Source organism: Bradyrhizobium sp. CB3481 (assembly GCF_029714305.1).
Classification (GTDB): Bacteria; Pseudomonadota; Alphaproteobacteria; order Rhizobiales; family Xanthobacteraceae; genus Bradyrhizobium.
The window spans coordinates 2,851,679-2,870,537 of the sequence record NZ_CP121647.1 but is presented as its reverse complement, the minus strand read 5'-3'; the positions used below and the strand labels follow the sequence as shown (position 1 = coordinate 2,870,537).

General features: G+C 61.7%; 28 protein-coding genes. 9 read left to right on the top strand and 19 right to left on the bottom strand.

The window, feature by feature from the left end:
• Positions 1 to 34: 34 nt before the first annotated feature.
• From QA643_RS13610 to QA643_RS13600, 3 genes are all read left to right on the top strand, one after another.
• On the top strand, positions 35 to 343 hold the full coding sequence (locus QA643_RS13610; RefSeq protein ID WP_283033671.1) for a hypothetical protein: 309 nt from the start codon (positions 35 to 37) through the stop codon (positions 341 to 343).
• A gap of 284 nt (positions 344 to 627) precedes the next feature.
• Positions 628 to 1,350 (top strand): DUF72 domain-containing protein, encoded by a 723-nt coding sequence (locus QA643_RS13605; RefSeq protein ID WP_283033670.1) that lies wholly within the window; start codon positions 628 to 630, stop codon positions 1,348 to 1,350.
• Positions 1,351 to 1,437: 87 nt separating this feature from the next.
• On the top strand, positions 1,438 to 2,976 hold the full coding sequence (locus QA643_RS13600) for an FAD-dependent oxidoreductase (protein WP_283033669.1): 1,539 nt from the start codon (positions 1,438 to 1,440) through the stop codon (positions 2,974 to 2,976).
• A 16-nt stretch (positions 2,977 to 2,992) separates the two neighbouring features.
• On the opposite strand, the gene QA643_RS13595 is transcribed toward QA643_RS13600, so the two are convergent.
• Complete coding sequence (locus tag QA643_RS13595) at positions 2,993 to 3,895, bottom strand: NAD(P)/FAD-dependent oxidoreductase (RefSeq protein ID WP_283033668.1); 903 nt, start codon at positions 3,893 to 3,895, stop codon at positions 2,993 to 2,995.
• Positions 3,896 to 4,057: 162 nt separating this feature from the next.
• Here QA643_RS13595 and QA643_RS13590 point away from each other — a divergent pair, with 162 nt between their 5' ends.
• Together QA643_RS13590 and QA643_RS13585 are read left to right on the top strand one after the other, a co-directional pair.
• Positions 4,058 to 4,240 (top strand): CsbD family protein, encoded by a 183-nt coding sequence (locus QA643_RS13590; RefSeq protein ID WP_283033667.1) that lies wholly within the window; start codon positions 4,058 to 4,060, stop codon positions 4,238 to 4,240.
• Between the two features lie 49 nt (positions 4,241 to 4,289).
• Complete coding sequence (locus QA643_RS13585) at positions 4,290 to 5,147, top strand: SDR family oxidoreductase (RefSeq protein WP_283033666.1); 858 nt, start codon at positions 4,290 to 4,292, stop codon at positions 5,145 to 5,147.
• Here QA643_RS13585 and QA643_RS13580 read toward each other — a convergent pair.
• The 5 genes from QA643_RS13580 to QA643_RS13560 all read right to left on the bottom strand — a co-directional run bounded on the left by QA643_RS13580 (position 5,142) and on the right by QA643_RS13560 (position 6,845).
• On the bottom strand, positions 5,142 to 5,726 hold the full coding sequence (locus QA643_RS13580) for an NUDIX domain-containing protein (protein ID WP_283033665.1): 585 nt from the start codon (positions 5,724 to 5,726) through the stop codon (positions 5,142 to 5,144). The two genes, QA643_RS13585 and QA643_RS13580, sit on opposite strands and share 6 nt — an antisense overlap.
• 72 nt (positions 5,727 to 5,798) lie before the next feature.
• A complete protein-coding gene (locus QA643_RS13575) occupies positions 5,799 to 6,077 on the bottom strand; it encodes a hypothetical protein (protein WP_283033664.1) in 279 nt (92 codons plus the stop codon).
• Positions 6,078 to 6,152: 75 nt separating this feature from the next.
• On the bottom strand, positions 6,153 to 6,389 hold the full coding sequence (locus QA643_RS13570) for a hypothetical protein (RefSeq protein WP_283033663.1): 237 nt from the start codon (positions 6,387 to 6,389) through the stop codon (positions 6,153 to 6,155).
• A gap of 93 nt (positions 6,390 to 6,482) precedes the next feature.
• A complete protein-coding gene (locus QA643_RS13565) occupies positions 6,483 to 6,653 on the bottom strand; it encodes a hypothetical protein (RefSeq protein WP_283033662.1) in 171 nt (56 codons plus the stop codon).
• Between the two features lie 33 nt (positions 6,654 to 6,686).
• A complete protein-coding gene (locus tag QA643_RS13560) occupies positions 6,687 to 6,845 on the bottom strand; it encodes a hypothetical protein (RefSeq protein ID WP_283033661.1) in 159 nt (52 codons plus the stop codon).
• 124 nt (positions 6,846 to 6,969) lie between these two features.
• Between QA643_RS13560 and QA643_RS13555 the strand changes: the two genes are divergently transcribed.
• Together QA643_RS13555 and QA643_RS13550 are read left to right on the top strand one after the other, a co-directional pair.
• On the top strand, positions 6,970 to 7,161 hold the full coding sequence (locus tag QA643_RS13555) for a hypothetical protein (RefSeq protein WP_283033660.1): 192 nt from the start codon (positions 6,970 to 6,972) through the stop codon (positions 7,159 to 7,161).
• A gap of 71 nt (positions 7,162 to 7,232) precedes the next feature.
• Positions 7,233 to 7,460 (top strand): DUF2188 domain-containing protein, encoded by a 228-nt coding sequence (locus QA643_RS13550; RefSeq protein ID WP_283033659.1) that lies wholly within the window; start codon positions 7,233 to 7,235, stop codon positions 7,458 to 7,460.
• 49 nt (positions 7,461 to 7,509) lie between these two features.
• On the opposite strand, the gene QA643_RS13545 is transcribed toward QA643_RS13550, so the two are convergent.
• Together QA643_RS13545 and QA643_RS13540 are read right to left on the bottom strand one after the other, a co-directional pair.
• Positions 7,510 to 7,659 (bottom strand): hypothetical protein, encoded by a 150-nt coding sequence (locus QA643_RS13545; RefSeq protein WP_283033658.1) that lies wholly within the window; start codon positions 7,657 to 7,659, stop codon positions 7,510 to 7,512.
• 39 nt (positions 7,660 to 7,698) lie between these two features.
• On the bottom strand, positions 7,699 to 8,034 hold the full coding sequence (locus QA643_RS13540) for a cupin domain-containing protein (RefSeq protein WP_283034794.1): 336 nt from the start codon (positions 8,032 to 8,034) through the stop codon (positions 7,699 to 7,701).
• A 160-nt stretch (positions 8,035 to 8,194) separates the two neighbouring features.
• On the opposite strand from QA643_RS13540, the gene QA643_RS13535 reads away from it, so the two are divergent.
• Positions 8,195 to 8,422, top strand: a complete 228-nt coding sequence (locus tag QA643_RS13535; protein WP_283033657.1) for a hypothetical protein — start codon at positions 8,195 to 8,197, stop codon at positions 8,420 to 8,422.
• Between the two features lie 221 nt (positions 8,423 to 8,643).
• The gene (locus QA643_RS13530) at positions 8,644 to 8,856 is read left to right on the top strand and encodes a hypothetical protein (RefSeq protein WP_283033656.1); all 213 of its coding nucleotides are present in this window, start codon (positions 8,644 to 8,646) and stop codon (positions 8,854 to 8,856) included.
• A gap of 26 nt (positions 8,857 to 8,882) precedes the next feature.
• On the opposite strand, the gene QA643_RS13525 is transcribed toward QA643_RS13530, so the two are convergent.
• The 11 genes from QA643_RS13525 to QA643_RS13475 form a co-directional block, all read right to left on the bottom strand.
• Complete coding sequence (locus tag QA643_RS13525) at positions 8,883 to 10,151, bottom strand: c-type cytochrome (protein ID WP_283034793.1); 1,269 nt, start codon at positions 10,149 to 10,151, stop codon at positions 8,883 to 8,885.
• A 74-nt stretch (positions 10,152 to 10,225) separates the two neighbouring features.
• Complete coding sequence (locus tag QA643_RS13520) at positions 10,226 to 10,597, bottom strand: DUF971 domain-containing protein (protein WP_283034792.1); 372 nt, start codon at positions 10,595 to 10,597, stop codon at positions 10,226 to 10,228.
• A gap of 33 nt (positions 10,598 to 10,630) precedes the next feature.
• Positions 10,631 to 10,786, bottom strand: a complete 156-nt coding sequence (locus QA643_RS13515) for a hypothetical protein (RefSeq protein ID WP_283033655.1) — start codon at positions 10,784 to 10,786, stop codon at positions 10,631 to 10,633.
• A gap of 30 nt (positions 10,787 to 10,816) precedes the next feature.
• Entirely contained in the window at positions 10,817 to 11,815 is a 999-nt protein-coding gene (locus QA643_RS13510; RefSeq protein ID WP_283033654.1) for a formate dehydrogenase subunit gamma, read from the bottom strand.
• Positions 11,816 to 11,861: 46 nt separating this feature from the next.
• The gene (gene fdh3B / locus QA643_RS13505) at positions 11,862 to 12,458 is read right to left on the bottom strand and encodes a formate dehydrogenase FDH3 subunit beta (RefSeq protein WP_283033653.1); all 597 of its coding nucleotides are present in this window, start codon (positions 12,456 to 12,458) and stop codon (positions 11,862 to 11,864) included.
• 12 nt (positions 12,459 to 12,470) lie between these two features.
• Positions 12,471 to 15,419, bottom strand: coding sequence for a formate dehydrogenase subunit alpha (locus QA643_RS13500; RefSeq protein ID WP_283033652.1), 2,949 nt, complete (start codon positions 15,417 to 15,419; stop codon positions 12,471 to 12,473).
• Positions 15,420 to 15,429: 10 nt separating this feature from the next.
• Positions 15,430 to 15,639 (bottom strand): twin-arginine translocation signal domain-containing protein, encoded by a 210-nt coding sequence (locus QA643_RS13495; protein WP_283033651.1) that lies wholly within the window; start codon positions 15,637 to 15,639, stop codon positions 15,430 to 15,432.
• Positions 15,640 to 15,667: 28 nt separating this feature from the next.
• On the bottom strand, positions 15,668 to 16,447 hold the full coding sequence (locus QA643_RS13490; RefSeq protein WP_283033650.1) for a molecular chaperone TorD family protein: 780 nt from the start codon (positions 16,445 to 16,447) through the stop codon (positions 15,668 to 15,670).
• Positions 16,448 to 16,567: 120 nt separating this feature from the next.
• Complete coding sequence (locus QA643_RS13485) at positions 16,568 to 17,230, bottom strand: DUF3306 domain-containing protein (protein ID WP_283033649.1); 663 nt, start codon at positions 17,228 to 17,230, stop codon at positions 16,568 to 16,570.
• Entirely contained in the window at positions 17,227 to 17,742 is a 516-nt protein-coding gene (locus QA643_RS13480) for a DUF3305 domain-containing protein (protein ID WP_283034791.1), read from the bottom strand. The genes QA643_RS13485 and QA643_RS13480 overlap by 4 nt, the downstream gene beginning before the upstream one ends.
• A 92-nt stretch (positions 17,743 to 17,834) precedes the next feature.
• On the bottom strand, positions 17,835 to 18,857 hold the full coding sequence (locus QA643_RS13475) for a DUF6352 family protein (protein WP_283033648.1): 1,023 nt from the start codon (positions 18,855 to 18,857) through the stop codon (positions 17,835 to 17,837).
• Positions 18,858 to 18,859: the final 2 nt, after the last annotated feature.

The window sequence follows — 18,859 nt, the reverse complement described above, 5'->3', positions numbered from 1 at the left end:
TGATTGCCCTTAGATTTGTTGCCTGGATGGAATGATGCTGTCGCCGGCAATTTTCACCCTCGATATCGGCGGAAAGCCGACGCTGGCCTTCGAAGCCAAGAACTTGCGGGAGTCGCAGCAACTCTGTCACGAGTATTGGCTACGGAGGGATATTGCCGACCTGACGTCCAATGGCACACCGCTATGGGATGGCAAGGCACGGCTCCGCGCCCGGCGTTCGACCGAGAGCGAGATTGCGGCATACCGGGAGGCCGAGCGAGATGCCGCCCAGCCACAGGACGATTTGCTGCTCGCCTATCTGGTCGAGCTGGACGGCGCCGAGAAGACGCCGGATCTTGCGTAGGGCTCGCCTCCGCTTATCGTGGGTAGCCGTCTCCGTCGTTTTGATCGGTTTGCCGATCCAGGCTCAGCCTGTTGCCGGTGTGCCTTGCCAGAACTCCGGCCCGGCAACACATCCGGCGCCGCCGCCGCCGATTGCAGCCTGGCCTTCAGGCCTGTGACGACGTCGCTCCCTCCGTTCCTAATGGCGACCTCTGGACTCAGGAACAACTCGTCCCCATTGGTCGTTCACCAACCAACACGGAGGATCTCGACCATGGAAGCGCTGATGTGGACCGGCAGGCAGGGATGCCGCAGGTCCTGATCGGCACATCAGGTTGGCACTATGACTCTTGGCGCGGACCGTTCTTTCCGAAGGGACTGCCGCTCAAGGAGCAATTGCAGTTCTATGCCGGCCAATTTCGAACGACCGAATTGAATGGCGTGTTTTACAGAACGCCGACGCCGGAAGCCGTCAAGGGCTGGCGCGCACAGACCGGGCGCGATTTCGTATTTGCCTGGAAGGCATCGAAATTCATCACCCATTGGAAGCGACTCTCGGAGAATTCGGTCAACAGTCTCGAGCTGCTCGAGAGCCGCCTCTCGCTGCTCGGCAAGAAAGCCGGGCCGGTTCTGTTTCAGCTGCCACCTAATTTCAAGGCCGACGCCGATCGCCTTTGCGCCTTCTTCAAGCTGCTCTCGAAGAAGCGCCGCTACAGCTTCGAGTTCAGGCATCCGAGCTGGTATGAGCCGGCGATCATTCGCATGCTGCGCGAGCAAAACATCTCGCTCTGCATTTCCGATCATCATGACGCGCCGGCGCCGTGGAAGCGCACGGCCGATTTCGTCTATGTCCGGGGGCACGGGCCGCAGGGCCGCTACAAGGATCATTACGGCGACGCGGCCCTCCGCGATTGGGCACGCCGCATCAAGTCCTGGAAGCGGCAGGGATGCGACGTCTTCGTCTATTTCGACAACGACCAGAAGAGCGCCGCACCGGCCGATGCCCGGCGACTGATGGAGCTGATGTGACGGCGCGATCGCAACAGAACCAGAGGAACCACTGCGTCGGTCTACCGTTGGCTCTACGACAAAGTTCTGGATTATCGGATTTTCCGGATGAGCCAATTTGCCGATCGACGCAGCACCTCGTTATGGATGGGCGTCGGAGTAGCCCCAAATGCAGCAGCATTGCGGAGCGATGGGGAATGCGATGTCGTCGTCATCGGCGCAGGTATCGCCGGCATCTCCACAGCCTACGAGCTCGCGATTGCAGGCTCCCGCGTCATGGTGATCGATCGCGCCAAGATCGCCGGCGGCATGACGGCCCGGACCACGGCCCACCTCGGCGCGCCGTGCGACGACGGGACCTCGGTGATGATCGAACGGCGCGGCGAAGATATTTCGCGCCGTTTTTACGAAAGCCAGATGGCCGCGATCGACCGCATCGAAGAGATACAGAGCCAAGAATCCATCGATTGCGACTTCCGTCGTCTGGATGGCTATCTTTTCCAGGCGCTCAATACGGACGGCAAGATCATCGAGGATGAGCTTGATGCGGCTTGCAAGATCGGCATCCCTGTCTACCGGCTGGTCGGCGTACCCCTTGCGCATTGCGAGCAACAGCACGTTTTGCGCTATCCGCGCCAGGGCACGTTTCACCCCCTTAAATATTTGAAAGGCCTCGTCGCCGCCATCGAAACAAAGGGCGGCACGTTCTACGCAGATACGGCCGTCGAAAGCGTCGAAGAGCGCGACGATGGCAAGGTCGTGGTCTCGGCGGCCAGCGGCAAAGTCACAGCCCGCGCGGCGGTTGTGACGACGAATTCGCCGATCGTGGACCGGTTCGCACTGCATACTAAGACGGCCCCCTATCGCACCTATGCAATGGCGCTCTCGATTCCCAAGGGCGCTATCCCGGATGCCCTGTACTGGGACACGCTTGATCCCTATCACTACGTGCGGCTTCAGCCCGGCGATGATCGCACCGACTACCTGATCGTTGGTGGCGGCGATCACAAGAGCGGTGAAGCCGACGACGCCGAGGTGCGGTTTCAGGCACTTGAAGCCTGGACGCGCAATCTCGTCCCGGCTGTGCAGGAGGTCACCCATCGCTGGTCGGGCCAGGTTCTCGAGACCATCGACCATGCCGCCTTCATCGGGAGGAATCCAGGAAACAACAATATCTATGTGCACACCGGCGATTCCGGTCAGGGCATCACGCATGGCGTCGTTGGCGCCATGATCAATTCGTCATTGATCCTAGGCCGCGAATGCAAATGGGTCGACGTTTATGAGCCCTCACGGAAAACGCTCGCAGGAATCGGCACGTATCTGAGCGAGAATCTGACGCCGCTCAAGAATTTTGCTGAATATCTTGCACCTGGCGAGTTGAATTCCCTGAGCGAGTTGAAAGCTGGGCACGGCGCCATCATACGCGATGGCCTGAGCAAGATCGCCGCCTATCGCGACGAGGCCGGCAAGCTTTATGCCCGCTCGGCGGCCTGCACGCATGTCGGTTGTCATCTGCACTGGAATTCGTTCGAGACGTGCTGGGATTGCCCGTGCCACGGCTCCCACTTCGCCTTCGATGGGACCCCGCTCAACGCCCCGGCGGTTGGCCCGCTGCCCGAGATCGAAATCCCGGATCGGCCGTAACACCCCTGCCCGGCGATCAGCGGAAATTGCGCGGCAAACTGTTATGAATATGGGTGGCCGCAACGGCGGCATGGCCCGTTGCCACCGCGATCTGGTGAAGGTCCGAGACGGCGTCTCCAATCGCATACAATCCCGGCACGCTGGTGCGCTGATGCGTATCAACCTCGAGACATCCGATATCATTGTGACGGGCACCCAGCTTCATTCCCAGCTCGGACCGAACCTCGCAGCCCAGAACCGGATAGATCATGTCGAAAACCTCAACGGTCCCGTCGTTCAGGGATATCATCATCTGGTTGCCCTGCCGGCGAAAGCCCACTACGCGCGCGGCCAGAAGGCGAATGCCTGCTTCCGATAGTTCACGTGCGAGCGGCTCGCGGCAACCCTCGCCGTCCAACGTCAACAGCGTGACGTGTCTTGAATAGGTACGCAGAAATAGCGCCTTGTTGCCTACATTATCGGCGGCTCCGAGAACGCCGATGCGCAGGTCCGACGCCTCAAACCCGTCGCAGATCGGGCAGTATCGAACTAACCCGTCGCCGACGGCCTGTTGCAGCTCGGGATCGCCTAGATCGCGATCGACCAATCCGCTGGCCATCACCGCCCGCTTCGCCCTGATGATTCCTTCCGAACATCTCGCCTCGAAGACGTCCTCGACGAGTTGCAGCTCCGTAATCCGGTCGCGGATGATCTCGACGCCGTATGTTTTCGCCTGCAACCTGAGCGCCTCGAGCAATTCCGGGCCGGCAATGCCATCGGCAAAGCCCGGATAGTTGTGCGTTTCTGGAATCAGCGCTGCCCGGCTCTGCCCGCTATCGACGACGACAATTCTGCGTCGGTACCGTGCCAGATAGATGGCACAGGTTAGCCCCGCCGGCCCGCCGCCGACGATCAACGCATCGAGATTATCGGGGTCCAAATCGTTTCATCCGTGTCGCCTCTCTCGGAGAACCAAGCCGGAGGTGCAGCGCAACGTTCCTCCGAGGTCTCCCTGCGACGGAGCGCGGCACGTCGAGGGGCAGGAACGAACGCGTCGGCCGGACATTGATTCACCAATCTGCACCACGCGCAGGTCATCACCATGGGTACGATCAAACGAGCCGCCCGCCAGGCCAAGGGCAAAGCCAAGGAGGCGATTGCCGAGGTTCTTGGCGATGGAAAACTCCAAGAAGAAGCCAGGGCCGAACAACGCCAGAAGGAGAAGGGCGAGAACGAGGAACCCAGCGGCCCCAAGCCGCTCGGAAACCTCAACCGCCTCACCTAGCCGCAATATGAACACCGCGGCGCCGGCCGCGACTCTTCGGAGGTCGACCATGCTGCATTATCCGCGCCCACCCTTTCCTAGCCAGCACCAGCCTATGCCGGGCAAGACGGGGGCAATGACCCCGCTGCCGGACCATGGCGAGTCGTCCTACAAGGGCAGCGGGCGGCTCAATGGCAAGAAGGCGGTCATCACCGGAGGCGACAGCGGCATCGGCCGCGCCGTCGCGCTCGCCTATGCCCGGGAAGGAGCTGATGTCCTCATTTCATATTTAGATGAGCACGACGATGCCAAGGAGACCGAGCGGCTGGTGACCGAGGCGGGCCGCAAGGCCGTACTTGTAGCAGGCGATATCCAAAGAGCCGATCACTGCCGCGCCATCATTGCGAAAGCCGTATCGGAGTTCGGCGGCATCGACATCCTTGTCAACAACGCCGCGCATCAGGCAAGCTTCAAGTCGATCGATGAAATCAGCGACGAGGAATGGGAATTGACCTTCAAGGTCAACATCCACGCGATGTTCTACCTCACCAAAGCCGCAGTGCCGCATATGAAGGCGGGTAGCTGTATCATCAATACCGCATCGATCAATTCGGACGTTCCTAATCCCAGCCTGCTGGCTTATGCGACGACCAAGGGAGCGATCCATAACTTCACGGCCGGGCTGGCGCAGATGCTGGCCGAGAAAGGCATCCGCGCCAACGCGGTCGCTCCGGGGCCGATCTGGACGCCGCTCATTCCCTCCACCCTTCCCGAGGATTCCGTGTCGAATTTCGGCAAGCAGGTGCCCATGAAGCGCCCAGGTCAGCCGGTCGAGCTGGCGACTGCTTACGTCATGCTGGCCGATCCGCTGTCCAGCTATGTTTCCGGCGCCACGATTGCGGTCACCGGCGGCAAGCCGTTTCTATAACCGGACGCGATCGCGCAGATATTGAATTAGAACGACCGTCTTTGCGTCGATGATTTCGCCGGTTGCAATCATCGCAGCCGCCTGCTCCAGCGTGGTCTCGACCACCTCGATATCCTCGCCCTCATCCTTGAGTCCACCGCCGTCCGATACCTTGTTCGCCGCTGAATATTTGCAGGTAAAGAAGACGATCTTTTCCATGATTGCGGCGGGACTGACATAGAGTTCGAACAGCCGCTCCACCTGCGAGACTTTGTAGCCGAGCTCCTCCTGCATCTCCTTCACGATGCGCCGTTCGGCCTTCTCGCCGTCGAGCTTGCCGGCGCAGGCTTCCAGCGTTCGCTCAGTGCCGTCCTGCAGGAAAACCGGCAGACGCAACTGCTTGGTGAGCAGCACGGTCTTGCGCTCGGGATCGTAGGGAAGAATGGCGGCGGAGTTGCCGTTGTCGTAGATCTCACGCTTGCACACCTGCTGCCCGCCGTCTCGCCTGCGCTGCTCGTAGCGCACACTGATCAGCTTTCCCTTGGCGTCAGCGATGGTGTCGATGGCGCAGACGCGCACACGCTCGCCTTCCGTTCTCATGACCCCTCAACGCCGGGGGATCGAGCGGCGAATGCCGCCATCCATCCACGGATAACGGCATTCGACAGGAGACTATTTGCCACCGGGTTGCGGGCCCGCATTGTTGTTGGTGCCGGGTCCGACATTGCCGCTGCTGGACGGCGCGCTGGACGACCTGCCCGGCTTCATCATCTTGCCGCTCGCCATGCCGGTCGTCGTTCCCTTCTTCATGTGGGTATTCTTCATCGAGCCCTTGGCACCGGGCCCGACGTCGCCGTGCGCTGCGCCGCCCGGCGCGGGCTGCATTTGTGCGAACGCGCCACCGGTCGACAGCAGCAGGGCGCAGGTGCAAGCCAGGATCGTCTTCTTCATGGGGAAGCTCCTTTGGTTGAAGACATCCTTCAACAGGCGCTCACGCAAAGGGTTCCTTGGAACACGGGAACGCTATCACGCTGAGGCGAGGATCGGGTGTTCAGTTTGCCGCTTGAATTGCTGATAGGCGGTGATGGCCTTGTTCGCGAGCATCAATCGCCGTCGCTCGCCGCGACGCACCATCAACTCGATTGTATCGCTGAGAAAACGGCCTGCGGCCATCGCGTCCCCTAATTCGCCGGTGCGCTCCAGATAATCCCAGGCGATTTCAATCGAACTCTCTATCAATAGAGGCAGCGGTAATTCTGTCATCTCTGCATCCAAAGTCATTTCCAGGAAAACGTCCGTCGCCAGTCTCCGTTCCTGATGCGGCTGATCGCAAGCGCGTGCACAATGCAAAGGCCATCACGGCCCTCCGGCCACGGCTCCTGCAATCACCATCGTCAGATCTTCCAGATCGATCTTGCCACGCACGACAAGGCCGTCGGATTGCTCGACGCTCAGCGACTTCGGATCATTCGCCGCTTGTCTTTTCAATTCCGCGACGATCGCTTCCTTCAATTTCTCTTCAAGCATCCGCAACGTCTCCAGTCATCGCGCCGCGCGCGATTAGTGAGTGTTGGTCTCGTGCCACTTTTCCAGATCGGGCTTGACGGGTCCCGAGCGCTGCTCCTTCTCCGGCTTCTCTTTCCAGGGTTTGTCGGTCTGCCGGTGCGAGCCCCAGTCGGTCTGCTGACGTGGATCGTCGGTCGGCTTTTCTCTGCTCATCGGATACCTCCAGAAGTTGAAGCGCCTAGCACGCAAATTGGTTCCTGCAGTTTCTGGTGGATGACCCGGTTCCAACGTTTGGAACCGGGCAGACGGCCGCTCGCCCGCACCCTAAGCTTTTCGAATGGACAAGAAGAACGAAGATCGGCCAAACCGGGATTTGCATATGGAGGCGCTGGCCGCGCTGGAGCAGGCGCGCGCGATGCCCAAAGGTCCTGCCCGCAGCGAAGCGTTGAAACGCGCGGGCCTGCTTCAGAACGCAGCCGACATGCAGGGGTTGACCTTCGCCAAGCGCGGTCGTCCACCAAAGAACTGAACCCCGAAAGCTTGCTATCGGAACCCGGCAACGGGTTCCACGTTGCACTCCTTGAGAGCGAGGAGGCAATGATGGGTTTGGCGGAATACATGATCGTTTCCAAGCCGGATGGCTGGACGGTTCTTCACGACGGAAATGCGCCGCACAACTACGATACAAAGGAAGCGGCTTTCGAGGCGGCAGTTGCCGCAGCATCTCTCGCAATCCGCGAGGGCCACGAAGTGCACGTCAGCGTGCCCGGCCGCGACGCCGGCAACAAGACCGCCCTTGGTGCCAAGGATTCCCAGAGCACGCAGTGACGCACGTCGTCATCCGGTCTGGCGGCGCGTGAGCGCGAAAACTTCGACCCTACGACTGATTCTGGCGGTATCGCTCCCGCGTGATTTCTTCTCCGACCCGCGTTGCCGCCTTGTTGCGGTATCGGTAGCTCAGCGTGCCATAGATGAGCGCGGTCAGCAGAACCAAGGCTCCGAGGAAATAAAGCGATTCAAGTCCCATCTCATTCTCCCAATCCATTTTGTGCGTGCGATGACGCCGTTATTCGTCGCGGCCATGCACTTGCGCCGGCGGCGCAGTCGCCTCCACGGCCGTGAACGGCTCGAGAATGCGATAGCTGTGTTCGGCATGCGCAGGCACCAGCCACGAGTCGCCCGGCTCCAGCCTTATCGTCTGGCCCTCGATGAGAAGCTCGGCGCGTCCCTTCATGACGTAACCAACGGTCTCATAGTCCCGCTTGTCGGATACATCGGTCTGCGGCGGTTCGTTTTCCCAGATGCGCATTGAGAGGCGCTTGCCGGAAACAAGATAGGTTTGACCCATCTTTCCCTTGGGCGCAGTCTTGCTGGAGACTTTTTTGACCGTGCTGTCGTTCATCTGCCGCTCCATGTCCCGATCGCCTCAGAATCAATCGGGCGCGGCCCGGGCAGTTCCAGTTTGAGCGCTTCAATTTAGCTTCCGACGCCCTCGCTGGCGGAACACGGTCCGTTCACCGGCGTTTTGCGTGCATGGAGTCGAAAAACCTCCCGGAGAGACCATGAGCGACTTCAGAGATGTTCAGCACGGCGTCAACGATCCCGTCGATGGCGTCGACGTGAAGCGAAGATTCACTGAAAACCAGACCGCGCACGAGCGCGCCCAGTCCGCGGCGGATGTGCGCTCCAGCGCCCTGCCCGCGGCAGAAGAGGAGTTTTTGCCGGAAGCGCTGCGCCGCGCGCCGACCGGCCCCCTCAATCCGCGCACAGGCCGTCGTTCAACGCCCTGAGCGGTCCACGCCGCGCACACGCAACCGATGCCATGTTTTGCAAAAAACGACAGCTGGCAGCCGCCATCCAATTCTACATTAGCATGCGGCCAGCCGGTGGAACCTGGGGCCATGGTAAAAACAAGATCGTGATAGGTGATTCAGCACACATTCACGCGTGACCGTTGGCCGTAAAGCGGATGGCACAAGCCACACTGCGTTTCGAACCAACGGGGTTTTTCATGAAGCGTCTGTTGATTTCAGGATTCGTGGCAGTCGCCCTGCTCGCTATTGCAACCACGATGCGCTCCTATTCAATTTCCTATGGTCCCACGGTAACCACCGGCGCTGCGCTGTCGAAGAAATCTCCCGCCTCCGCGGGCGTAACCAGGCTTCCGATCGAGGAGTTCGAGGATATGTCGCTGGTCTTCTCGACGCCGTCCACGAAACATTAAAAGGCGGAGTAATCGCCGCCTTGACGCTATCGCCTGGTCGCGCGCTCCAAGAATTGCACCAGGGCCGCGCGGTCCTGCTCCGAACCGATGCGCTGCTCCGGCATCTTGGTGCCGGGCGTGTAGGCCTGCGGGCCGATCTCGAACAATTTTGAAATCGTCTCCGGCGTCCAAACGATGTCGAGATGCTTGAGCGCTTCGGAAAAATTATAGCCCGGGGCCGTGGCGATGCGCCTACCAAATATGCCGGCCAGCGTCGGTCCTGCCCTGTTGCCCTGGTCCGCGGCGAGCGTGTGGCAGGCGACACAGGCGCGAAAGATTTCCGCACCCCGGTCGCCGGCATAGGCGGCGAGCGGATCACCTGCCGTCTCCAGAAGAATCGGATCGATCGCCTCACCCGTCGCCGCGTTCCAGCGGCGGATGATGTTGTCGGCGCCGCCGGTCAGCAAAGTGCGGCTGTCGGGCATGAAGACCATCGACCAGACCGGCAGCCCAGGCCCGACCAGCGTGCGCGCCAGATTGCGCGCCTTGCGATCGATGACGCCCACCGATCCGCCGATGCTCGCGGCGGCAACCTGTGCGCCATCAGGTGAGATCGCAATCGAGATCACGGGCCTCGGCCCGGCCGCGACCTCGCCGGTCCGCGCGCCCGCGACCGTCAGAAAGTAAACCTTGCCGTCGGCGCCGCCGACCGCGATCTCACCATCGGGACCGATGGCCAGGGCATTGAGCGGGGTCGGCATCGGAACGACGGTTGGCGCTTCTGCGCCCGACAGCGGCCAGATTCGAACGCTCAGATCGTAGCTGACGCTGATCAGGGCGCGACCATCGGCGGTAAATGCGACGCCGTTGACGTTCTGCATATGCCCGTCGAGCACGCGCGGCGCGCCGCCGGCGAGCGGCCAAAGTCGCACCGTGCGGTCCCACGAGGCGGATGCCAGCGCGGCACCATCGGGCGATGCCGCCAGCGCGACGATCGGCGCCGTGTGGCCCTCGAGCACCGCGTCGGGCTCTGTCCTTCCAAAGGTCCAGATCGCAATGCGCCCATCGGCACCTGCGGTCGCCGCGCGCCCGTCTGCGAGTAACACCACCGCATTGACGGCATCGGAATGAAAACGAAGCACCTGCTCGGCCGCATTGCGCGTCAGGGACCAGCGGATCGCGGTCGAATCGAAGCTGCCGGATATCGCACTTTGCCCGTCCGCCGAAATCGCCAGCCCCCGCACCGGCCCGCCATGGCCGCGCAGTTGCGCAAAGGCGGCCGTTACTCCGACGGGCAGCACGATCAAGGCCACCATGGTCAGAAGCGCTAACCGGCCTCGTTTGGCAGGCAACGCGTTCGCGGCAGTGCCCTGCACCATCCACATCGGCGTCAGCGCACGCCCGGTCGATCGCGGTCGAGGCCCTTGGCCTGCAGATCGTCGAGGTACTCCTGAAAGCGCCGATCGGCATTGATGCCGAGATCGCGCAGGAACGCCCAGGAGTAGATGCCGGTCGCGTGCATGTCGTCGAACCCTATTCTGACTGCATAGTTGCCGACAGGATCGACCGAAAGAATGGTGACATTGCGTTTGCCGCCGACGGTCTTGCGTTCGGCTTCGGAGTGCCCCTGCACTTCCGCGGAGGGACTGGTGACCCGGAGCAATTCGGCAGAGAGTTCGAATGTGCGGCCGTCGTCAAAGACGACGCGCAAGCTGCGGCGGTCCTTTGGCAGGCGAATTTCGACCGGCCACGCCACGGATATATCCGGTGCGCTCACGCGGCGCTCCAGCTCCAATCAACCTGGACCGACAAGGTTGTGGCCAGGATCGCCCACCCTGGCGCCGCCGGTCGCGAAGGCCTCATAGCTCGGCCGCTGAACGGAATTCAGCACGATCGACATTCCGGCCGCGACAATTGCCGCAAACACCAGGGCCGCAAAAAACGCTTTCATGGCACTCCCTCAAATCTCGACTGCGCCGGATCATTCAGCCGCCACGGTTCGCGGCGCGCCGCCCGAGGCTGCGCGAGCCTGCTCTTCTTCGACCCAGAGCGAGTGATGCTCCTTGGCCCAATTGACATCGACCGTGCCGCTGCCCATCGCCTCGAAGGCCCCTTCCATGCCGATGGTGCCGATGTAGATGTGCGCCAGCATCGCCGCCACGAACAGCACCGCCACGATCGAGTGAACCACCTGCGCCCATTGCATTCCCTCGATCCCGGACAGGTAGAACGGGAACATCAACAGATAGCCACTTACCGCAACGGCAGTGCCGCCGATGATGACGATCCAGTAGATCGCCTTCTGCCCAGCATTAAAGCGATAGGCCGGTGGATGATCGTGGCCGACGATGCCGCCGCCTCGCTTCATCCAATCGACATCCACCTTGTTCGGGATGTTACCGGCAATCCAGATCAGGAAGATCACTACCACCCCGATGGTGAACGGAAAACTCAGATAGATGTGCGCATACTTCGCCCATTGCGACCACTCGGAAAACGCTTCGAAGCCTATGAGTGGCAGAAGCAGCGGACGACCAAACGTGATGTTCAGTCCCGAGATGGCCAGAACGATGAAACAGGCCGCGGTCACCCAGTGCACGAAGCGCTCGAATGCCGTGAAGCGCACGATGGTACGCCCCGAGCGACCGCTCTCGAGCCGGACCATGCCGCGGCTGAGGTAGAAGATCACGAGCACGGCTAGCATGCCCAGGATGGCGATGCCGCCGATCCACCGCAGCGTCACATTACGGAATTCCCGCCAATCGCGGCCGGCGGGTTGTACGAGCACGCCGGAACGCTGGTCGGGAATGGTGACGCGCCCCTGGATCCGGTTCAGCTCCTGCAGGAGCTGCTGCTCCTTGACCGAACTCGCGGTCGGATTCACTTGCTGGGCAACCGATGGCGCCGGCAATGCGATGACCAGCAGAAGAAAGGCCCACGCACCGATGGCCAGACGGATAAATCTTGCAAGCGACGCCATAGGCTCCTCCTCCCCGATATCTGCGCGATTGCAGCCAATGTGGTCCTTAGGACTCAATCGTCTCGCGATAGGCGGTCTTCCAGCCCCACGCCCCGGAGCCGTAGCCGCGCTTCATCACGCGCTCCTTGTAAATTTGGGCGATGATTTCGCCGTCGCCGGCGAGCAACGACTTGGTCGAGCACATTTCGGCGCATAGCGGCAGCTTGCCCTCGGCAAGACGGTTCGCACCATACTTCTCGTACTCCTCCCTGCTGCCGTCGGCCTCGGGCCCACCGGCGCAGAAGGTGCATTTGTCCATCTTGCCGCGCGAACCGAAATTGCCGACCTTCGGATATTGCGGCGCACCGAACGGACAGGCGTAGAAGCAATAGCCGCAGCCGATGCACAGGTCCTTGGAGTGAAGCACGACGGCGTCGGCCGTGGTGTAGAAGCAATTCACCGGGCAAACCGCCGCGCAGGGCGCGTCCGTGCAATGCATGCAGGCCATCGTGACCGAACGCTCGCCCGGTTTGCCATCGTTGATGGTGACGACGCGGCGCCGGTTGATGCCCCAGGGCACCTCGTGCTCGTTCTTGCAGGCAGTGACGCAGGCGTTGCATTCGATGCAACGGTCGGCGTCGCAGAGAAATTTCATACGTGCCATGGTCGTTGCTCCTTATGCCGCCGCGATTTGGCAGAGAGTGACTTTGGGCTCCTGCATGCCGGTCGCGGGATCATAGCCGTAGGTGGTGATCGTGTTCGCGCTTTCGCCGAGAACGATCGGATCGGTGCCCTTCGGGTAAGCGTCACGAAGATCCTTGCCCGCAAACCAGCCGCCGAAGTGGAACGGCATCCAGGCCACACCCTTGCCGACCCGCTCGGTAACCAGCGCCTTCATCTTGGCCTTGGAATTGCTCTCGGCGCCTGTGACCCAGACCCAGCCACCGTCCTTGATGCCGCGCTCGGCGGCATCGGCCGGGCTGATCTCGATGAACATGTCCTGCTGCAATTCTGCGAGCCATGGGTTGGTTCGGGTCTCCTCGCCGCCGCCCTCGTATTCGACAAGGCGACCCGAGGACAGGATGAGCGGAAACTGCTTGGCGATCCCCTTCTCCACCGCCGCCTTCTGCACGGAGAAACCAATGTTGGGCACACGGAACTGCTTGGCGTCCGGCCGCGTCGGATACTTCGCCACCAGATCCACGCGCGGCGTGTAGATCGGCTCGCGGTGCACCGGGATCGGGTCCGGCAAGCCGAAGGCATTCATGCGCGCCTTGCCATTGCCGTACGGAACGCACCCGTGCTTGAGAGCCACACGCTGGATTCCGCCCGACAGATCGAGCGACCACGACACCGCGTCGGGATTGGCGGGATTGACCTTGTTGATGACCGCCATCTCGGCCTCGGTCAAGTCCGTGTCCCAGCCGAGCTTCTTGAGGCTCGCCAACGTGAACTCCGGATAGCCATCCTTGATCTCGGAATCCTTGGAGTAGGAGCCATCCGCCAGCAGGCTGACCTTTCGCGTCGAGCCGTCTGGAAGCTTATCCTCACGCTCGACGCCGAAACGCGGCCGGAACGTGCCGCCGCCGTCCATCACCGCAAGATTGGTGTTGTAGAGCAGCGGCGTGCCCGGATGCTTGACTTCCGGAGATCCCCAGCACGGCCAGGGCAGTCCGTAATAGTCCCCGCCGACCTCAGGATCGTCCTTGGGCGCGCGCATCGTCAGCATGTCGAACTTCGCCTGGTTCTTCATGTGTGCCTTGAGCCGCTCGGGCGATTGCCCGCAATAGCCGGTCGACCAGCTTCCGCGATTCATCTCGCGCAGCACATCTTCGGCTTCCGGAAGGTTATTCTCGACCTTGATGTTCTTGAACATCTTGTCGGCGAATCCGAGTTTCTTCGCCATCAGATAGATCACCTCAAGATCGTCCTTCGATTCGAAGACCGGCTTGACGATCTGTTCGCCCCATTGCAGCGAGCGGTTCGAGGCAACGCGCGAACCCTTGCATTCGAATTGCGTGGCAATCGGGAGAATGTAGAGGTTGTCCGTGCGCCCGGCCTCCACGGCGAGCGATGCCCAGGTGGTCGGATGCGGGTCGGCGATGACCAGCAGTTCGAGCGCCTTTAGTCCCTTCAGCGATTCGGGTATGCGGGTGATGCTATTGCTGGCATGTCCCTGCACGAACACAGCCCGCACATTGTCTTTCTGCGCGACCTGATCTTTCGGCAGCGTCACCGCGTCAAACCAACGGGTGAGCGGGATGCCGGGGGTTTCCATGATCTGCTTGGAGTCGAAGCGCGACTTCAAGAACTCATAGTCGACTTCCCAAACCCGCGACCAATGCTTCCAGGCGCCTTCCGCGAGGCCGTAATAGAACGGCAACGTGACGATATCGAGCCCGACATCGGTCGCTCCCTGCACGTTGTCATGGCCACGGAAGATGTTCGCGCCTGCGCCGGCCCTGCCCACATTGCCGGTCATCAACAAGGCGATGCAACTCGCTCGCACGTTGGCGGTGCCGACAGTCTTCTGGGTCTGGCCCATGGCCCAGATCAGTGTTGCCGGCTTCTCCGTCGCAAACATCTTGGCGACGCGCTTGAGCTGTTCGCCAGGAACGCCGCTGACGCGTTCGACCTCTTCCGGATTCCACTTCTCCACTTCCTCGCGGAGCTCGTCGAAACCGTAGACACGCTGTTTGATGAACTCCTTGTCCTCCCAGCCATTCTTGAGGATGTGCCACATCATGCCGTAGAGCACCGGGATGTCGGTGCCTGGCCGCATGCGCACATACTCTGTGGCGTGAGCGGCGGTTCGCGTCATGCGAGGATCGATGACGATAAAGTTGGCCTTTTGAAGCTCCTTGCCCTCAAGCAGATGCTGCATCGATATCGGATGCGCCTCGGCCGGATTGCCGCCCATGATGATCTGGGTTTTCGCATTGCGGATGTCGTTGAAGCTGTTGGTCATCGCGCCGTAGCCCCAGGTGTTGGCCACGCCGGTGACGGTCGTCGAATGGCAGATACGCGCTTGATGATCGGTATTGTTGGTGCCCCAGAACGCGCCGAGCTTGCGGAACAGATAGGAGCCCTCATTCGTCATCTTGGCCGATCCCAGCCAGTAGACGGAATCGGGGCCAGACTTTTCACGAATTGCCGCTATTTTATCGCCGATTTCGTTAACGGCCGTCTCCCATGAGACGCGCGTCCACTGCCCGTTGACGAGCTTCATCGGATAGCGAAGCCGGCGCTCGCTATGGACCAGTTCGCGCACCGATGCGCCCTTGGCGCAATGCGATCCGCGATTGATCGGGGAATCCCAACTCGGCTCCTGGCCGATCCAGACCCCGTTCAGTACTTCCGCGGTCACGGTGCAACCGACCGCACAATGCGTGCAGATGCTCTTGCGGACCGTCGCTCCCGAGGTGAGCGGACCGGCCGCGGCGGCTTCCGCCTTGCGGACGCTGCCGACCGGCAGCGTGCTCAGCGCAGCCAGCGCGCCCGTGGCAAGTCCGGAGCGCCGCAGGAACGTACGGCGATTGACGCCGTCGCCCTGCCCCGACAAGGCCTGTGCAACTGATCCGCGACGGCCAGATTCGGAACGTTGTTCTCTTCTCCTGATCAGCACGGCCGCCTCCTCAAGCAGGATAACGATTGACGCGGTAAAACGCCTTCACGTGATCGGTTTCCTTGTAGCGCGCCTTGCGCTTTTCATCGTTGTTCTCGCTGTCGGCATGCGCAGGCGCGATCAATGGTGTCGCCAGCGTCGCACTGGCGCCGACCGCGCCCGCGCCGACCTTGCGCAAGAAATCTCGGCGACCGACTGTCGTTTTCTTCTCGTCCTTCATCGCATCTCTCCCGGACCAGCGCCCCTGGTCAGTTGGCGAAGGTAAAAGCTTCAGCTTCGATTTTCATGAACACCTGGCCGAGGGTCCCGACCGATTTGTAAAACTTGGCACTCGTTGCCCGCTCCATGTCGGCGAACATGCGCCCCATCCACGAGACGACGTGCTTCTCGAAGAAAGCGCGCTGGGCTTGTTCCGATGCCGGGAAGCGGCCAGCCGCAAATCCAGCCATGATCTCGCACAGCGTGCCCGCATGATCCTCGGGTTCGAAATTATTCTCCGCGCGCTCGATGCCGAGTGCGGCGAGGTCATCGCGGAGGCGGGAAAGCGGGCGTTCGTTGAGAAAGCCGGTCAGATAGTAGGAGGCATAGGGCAACAGCTCGCCACGCCCGAGACCGACGAACAGATCGAAATATTCGCGCTCGACGCCGCTGGCCAAGACGTCAGATGCGGCCTCAGCCAAGGCGACATGGGCGTAACCAAGCGGCGTTGCGTCGCCGCGCAAATGCGCGATCTCACGCAGCAAGGCGATCGACGGCGGACAGGAAAGCAATACGGCGAGCAGTTCGTATTCCCGCGCGCGAGCGGCGTCGACGGGATCGACATCATTACTTGGCACAACGGGCTCGCTATAGAGATCGGGACGAAGTTGTTGACGCGGCACGCCGGTCGCGGTCTCCACCGCAATCACCCTTCCAACAGGAACTCTGTTCCAATTCGAGACTGAAGGCTGCGCAATGCCAATTTTGCGGGCGAGCTGCGCAACGCCGCCTGCCGCATCTATGGCACGTTCAAGGCCCGCATCACGCATGTGGACCTCCCATCCCAGGTGCCAACCGCTTGATATCGTTTAGTTGGAAGAATTCTAAACGCGGGTTCCCGAGTGGTCAATCGGTAGGTATAGTTCGAACCTATAGCATTTCGTCGCAACCTAACGAGGTCGCGCACTGCCGTGTGTGCGGCGCCGAACGGAAGGGTCCTCGCTGTCGCTTGTCTCCGCGGTCGACGGTTGCGATGCAGCGGAACTTATCACCGGTTCGACCGGAGGGGACTCCTCCGTCGTATTCGGCGCGCCTATCGCTTCCGTAGGATTCCGCACTTTCCCAGGATCGCGTCCGGAAGAAGCCAACCGCTCTTCCTTGACCTCTGCGAGTGGGTCCGTGAGCGCCTCGGCGGCCTTCTTGACACCTCCGACGATCCGGTCGACGAGCCCACGAAGCTCCGCCTCTGAACAGTCGAGCGGCCCGAATCCAGGCATCGCATTCGGATCGTTGAAATCCCAGGCGTTCTCCGCAAGGCCGATAAAGTCCCGTATGGCAGGATCGGCGGTCCAGGCGCGACGAAGCGCCGCACGGCTCAATTCCTGTGGGATGCCTTTGCGGAGGAAAGCCGTGATGTCCGTGCCGGCCTCGATCGAATCGATTGGCGGCAAGCTCGACAGATCGATTTCCGGCGCTTCAGGCTCTTCAACTGCATTGGCGGGAGGAGCCGGGCTGGGCGCCTGCGTCGGCTCGGTCGGCTGCAAAACCTCTTTGCTGACCCTCGTCTCCCGCTTCAGGCGAGACCAGCGCGCAAGGAATTCCTCGTCGCTCATTCGTGCCCGCCTTCCCGATGCCGCCGCGCCAGCGCTTCCGGATCTGCGCGACCCAGCTTTCGCTTGACGAACTCCCGTTCGACGTGGTGCTCGCCAATGAACTTTTCAATCGCCTCGCGAAACACTTCGGGCATCGGCACCGCTTCGACAAGATTGACGCCTGCTATGGTGAAGGCTTCTCCTTCCGCGGGATCGGCGGTGGCCGCCAAAACGGCGTAGGGCCAAGCCCCTTCTGAAGGGCTCAACACGACCCAGATGCTGGGCGAGCCGGACGCAAGATTATCTCGATAGCGCTCCGTTTCGGACCGGTAGAGATCGACGGTGGCGCTGCCGGCATAATAGATCGCCGTCTCATCCTGCTCGCGCAGAAGCGTCCACGGCTTCATCTCGGGTTCATCCGGCAACACGCCGATGCCGCGCCAGACGAAATCAATCCATGGGGAATCGGCCTTGCGGCGTTCGACCACGACGCCTGCGGGAATGCGCAACAAGGGTGTCGCGGGGGAGCTCAACTTGAAGACTCGAGGTAGTTGATCAGCAGTCCCATATCGACTTCGCGAGATGCCTCGGTCATAGCCATGCACCATCCTCCATCCGCGACTGATCATGCGACATTCGCGGCGGCCGCAAGCGGCAACCCCGCGATCAGGTTTTGCGGCTTCAATCTCACCACCTTGTCCGCGCCCATGGCGAGGATCAGGTAGACCGGCTTGTTTCCGACGCGCTCATCCACCAGCCGGGTGTCCTCGAAGGTCAGGCGCATCAGCGCCACGATGCGTTCGGTAACGCTATTGTCGAGCCGCTCGCCGCGCCATAGCGCGTTGCCGATCCGTGTCGCCTCGCTGTCGAGGCCGACGAACCAGCGCCAATCCCGATCTTCGATGGTGGCGATGCTTTCGACGCTGACGGTGACGCCGAGCAGATGGCCGATCCAGCGCTCGATGACCCGGCACAGCCCGGCGCGCGCCTTGGCGTTGCCGCCCATATTCATGGCCATCGCGTGCGCATCCGACCGCGACCAGTAGGTCCAGGCGTTGTCGTCGTCCATGACGTCCATCTCGCCGAACGATTTTGGCTGCTGCAGCATGGCGGACAGCGGCGATGAATGCAGGTCGTGCTGGGCGTGCTGTTCCGCCTCGATCACCTCGGCATCGGCGAGTAGCAGCGTACCTTCGTGAATTGCGGCGAGCTGGCTGCGATAGAACAGCTCTGCGGCACGCAATATATAAGGGTCGTCGCAGCCTTCGAGCGCGTTGCGCAGGATCAGATGGCATAATTGCGACAGGAAGATCGGCGGCAGGTCGCCGGCCCCTTTGCGCGCCAGCGCGACATAGACCGCCTCGAGCGATGGTGCCGCCATCAGCCGGTCGCGGAAATTCATCATGAACGACCAGTTTTCGCGCGCGTCGGCGTCGGCAAGCGCAGCGATCTCGGCGCTCGACACCGGGCGCAGCGGATCGGCCATCAGGCTCGCATGCAGGCCGCGCTCGGCGTCGCAGGCGTCCGCTGGCGGCATCAGTTCGGGCCGCGCCAGATAGGCCATGATCAGCTCGGGCGTCGCGACGAGGCCGCCGTGATCGGCACGGCGCGTGAGGTGGTGGCCCGAGGCGACCCAGAATTCTCTCATGT